Here is a 3,647-nt window from a genome sequence, read left to right on the forward strand (position 1 = left end):
GCCGCGGCGCCCGCCAGCGAGCCGCCGCCGGCCGCGGGGCCGGGCCGCGACAATGTGGGGCATGAAGCGCCTTCGGCCGTGAACACAGTCTCCGGGATGGAGCCCCGATTCCGCACGCCGGAAGGCATGGCGCCTCTGGCGCCGGCCGCGAGGCCGCACACGCCCGCCGCGCCGGCACCGGCAATCCCTGCCGCACCGGCAGCGGTGTCAGGCCCCGCGATTCCCGCACCGCAGCAAAGCAGCTTGTGGGCGCCGGTGGATCCGAACCACGCCCCCGGCACCGGCACGGAACTGAACAAGGTATTCGCGCGGCTTGAAGGCCGCAAGGAACCAGGCGCAACCAGCGAGCGCGCGCCAGCGCGCCGCTCCTTTCTTGATCGGCTGAATCGCTCGTGAAGATCATTGCTGTTGTTTCGGCCAAGGGCGGCGTGGGCAAGACCACGCTGTCGGCCAACTTGGCCGAAGCGCTTGCCGTTGCCGGCGAGAATGTGCTTGCCGTCGACCTGGATCCGCAGAATGCCCTGCGCCTGCACTTCGGCATGCCGCCACAGGAGGTCGCGGGCCATGCGCGGGCGACCCTGGCTGGCGAAGCCTGGCAGCAGAGCATGTACAAAGGCCGTTCGCGCGTGCTGGTGGTGCCGTTCGGCGCGCTGAACGAGGCGGACCGCTCTGCTTTTGAAGCGCACCTGGCCACCCACCCGGGCTGGCTGCGCACCGAGCTTGCCGCGCTGGGCCTGGGCCGCGATGACGTGGTCGTGATCGATACGCCGCCCGGTCCGTCGCCTTACATGCGACAGGTGCTGTCGTGTGCGCGGCTGTGCGTGATGGTGTCGCTGCCGGATGCGGCGTCCTACGCCACGCTGCCCCTGATGGAAGACCTGATCCGCACCTATTGCGAGGGCCGACCGGATTTCCTGGGCCACGTGCTGGTGATCAACCAGGTCGACGTGAGCCGCCAGCTCGGCAAGGACGTGGTGCAGGTGCTGCGCGCCCAGCTCGGCGAGCGCGTGCTGGGCGTGATCCACCAGGACCAGGCCGTGGCCGAGGCGCTTGCCTATGATCGCAGCGTGCTCGAATACAACCCTCACAGCCAGGCCACGCACGACCTGCAGCGCTGCGCTGCGTGGATACGGAAAGCGTTGGCCGCCCACGGAGAAGCCGCGTGAAGCCAGCCAAGGCAACAGCCACTGCCGCGCCCAAGCGCGCGCGGGGCAAGGACCAGAACCAGGACCAGGACAAGCCCAACGGGCTGTCGTCCCTATTGCAGCGGTTCGGCACGACTTTCGTCGAACTTCCCTTGTGGGACAGTGCCCCGGCGCGGTGGCTTGCGCTGCTGTGCGGCCTGGCCATGTTTGCGCTGGTGGTCACCGTGCCGCTGGACTTCTGGCAGCAGGTCGGGTTTGCCGCGGTGTGCTTCGCGCTGGCGGTGTGGCTGAACAAGGTCAAGGGGCACCTTGCCACCCTGATGATGGTGGTGCTGTCGATCGCGGCTTCCAGCCGCTATATGTACTGGCGGCTGACCGAAACCGTGGGGCTGGGTGGCTGGTTCGACGCCGCCTTCGGCATCGGCCTGGTGCTGGCCGAGCTTTACGCTTTCGTGGTGCTGATGCTGGGCTACTTCCAGACCGCCTGGCCGCTCAAGCGCCGCCCGGTTCCGATGCCTGCGGACGTCGCCAGCTGGCCCACCGTGGATATCTTCATCCCCACCTACAACGAACCGCTGTCGGTGGTGAAGCCGACGGTGTTCGCCGCCATGTCGCTGGACTGGCCGCGCGACAAGATCAACGTCTACGTGCTGGACGACGGACGGCGCGATGAATTCCGCGAATTTTGCGAGAAGGTCGGCGTCACCCACATCACGCGCAACCACAACCGCCACGCCAAGGCCGGCAATATCAACGAAGCGCTCAAGAGCACGCACGGCGAGTATGTGGCGATCTTCGATTGCGACCACATTCCCACGCGGTCCTTCCTGCAGATCTGCATGGGCTGGTTCATCAAGGACCGCAAGCTGGCCATGCTGCAGACGCCGCACTATTTCTTCTCGCCCGATCCGTTCGAGAAGAACCTGCACACCTTCCAGGAAGTGCCTAACGAGGGCGAGCTGTTCTATGGCCTGGTGCAGGACGGCAACGACCTGTGGGACGCCACCTTCTTCTGCGGTTCGTGCGCCATCATCCGCCGCGCGCCGCTGCTGGAAGTGGGCGGCATCGCAGTGGAAACGGTGACCGAGGACGCCCATACCGCGCTCAAGCTGCACCGCAAGGGCTACGGCACTGCCTACCTGGCGATCCCTCAGGCCGCGGGGCTGGCCACGGAGAGCCTGTCCGGCCACGTGGGCCAGCGCATCCGCTGGGCGCGCGGGATGGCGCAGATCTGCCGGGTCGACAATCCGCTGTTCGGGCCCGGACTGTCGTTGCCGCAGCGGCTGTGCTACCTGAACGCCATGCTGCACTTCTTCTACGGCCTGCCGCGGCTGGTGTTCCTGACCGCGCCGCTGGCCTACCTGCTGTTCGGCGCCCACGTGATCCAGGCCTCGGCGCTGACCATCGCGATCTTTGCGCTGCCTCACCTGTTGCACGCGAACATGACCAATTCGCGCATCCAGGGCGAGTTCCGGCATTCGTTCTGGAACGAGGTCTACGAATCCGTGCTGGCCTGGTACATCATGCGTCCCGTGCTGGTGGCCTTCGTCAACCCCGCGGCCGGCAAGTTCAACGTGACGCCGAAGGGCGGGGTGATCGAGGAAGCCTACTTCGACTGGGTGATATCGCGGCCCTACCTGGTGCTGCTGCTGTTCAACCTGCTGGGCGTGGTGGTGGGTTTCCTGCGGCTGTTCCTGTGGAATCAGTTCGAGGCCACCACGGTCGTGCTCAACCTGATCTGGACGTTCTACAACCTGATCATCCTCGGCGCCTCCATCGCTGTCGCCAGCGAGACGCGCCAGATCCGCGTGGCGCACCGGGTTGCGATGAAGCTGCCCGCCACGCTCCATTTCGCCGATGGCCGCGCGCTGGTGTGCGAAACCATCGACTTTGCCGAAGGTGGCATCGGCATGCGGCTGCCACCGGGCACGAAGGCCACCGTGGGCGAGCCGGTGCAGATATCGCTTTACCTGCAGGACGACGAACACATATTCCCCGCCAAGGTGGTGTTCCAGGGCGAGACGCACACTGGCCTGGAAATGGCGGAGATGAGTCCGCGCGAGGAACTGGCCTTCGTGCAATGCACCTTCGCGCGTGCCGACGCGTGGATCGATTCCTGGGGCCGCAAGCGTCCGGATGCGCCGGGGCTGGCTGCCGGCCAGATCCTGCGCATCGGCCTGCTCGGTTTCCATAATGTGATGTTCCACCTGGGCCGAGAAATGCGCCGCCTGCTGCGGCGGCCCGAACCCGGCGCCTCCGCAAACTGATTGGCCTGAGCGGCCCACGTGCCGCTTCCCCGCCCCATGGGGAGCGGCGATCTGACCACGCACCGGACCACTGGCAAGAAAGAAGAGAATGCGTTTGACCAAGACACCACGCCTGCCCGCACGCTTGTCCACAAGGCCACCCGCGCGCTTGCCAGCATTGACCCGCCTGGGTGCGCTGCTCGCGCTCGCCATGCTGACGGTAAACCCGGCCGGCGCCCAGCGCGCCGGCGTGCCC

General features: G+C 66.7%; 2 protein-coding genes and 1 pseudogene. All 3 read left to right on the forward strand.

Going from position 1 to position 3,647, the window contains the following annotated elements; genetic code table 11:
* Window positions 1-396, forward strand: a pseudogene (locus tag CF70_RS36980) (hypothetical protein); the annotation flags it as partial.
* Window positions 393-1,166, forward strand: a complete 774-nt coding sequence (gene bcsQ, locus CF70_RS18340; protein ID WP_035867614.1) for a cellulose biosynthesis protein BcsQ — start codon at window positions 393-395, stop codon at window positions 1,164-1,166. The pseudogene CF70_RS36980 and the gene bcsQ, both read left to right, overlap by 4 nt.
* Window positions 1,163-3,412 carry a UDP-forming cellulose synthase catalytic subunit gene (gene bcsA, locus CF70_RS18345; protein WP_035867616.1) on the forward strand — a complete coding sequence of 750 codons (2,250 nt, stop codon included), beginning with the start codon at window positions 1,163-1,165 and terminating at the stop codon, window positions 3,410-3,412. The genes bcsQ and bcsA overlap by 4 nt, the downstream gene beginning before the upstream one ends.
* The last annotated feature ends 235 nt before the right edge of the window (window positions 3,413-3,647 follow it).

The organism is Cupriavidus sp. SK-3 (assembly GCF_000611145.1).
In the GTDB taxonomy this organism is placed as follows: Bacteria; Pseudomonadota; Gammaproteobacteria; order Burkholderiales; family Burkholderiaceae; genus Cupriavidus.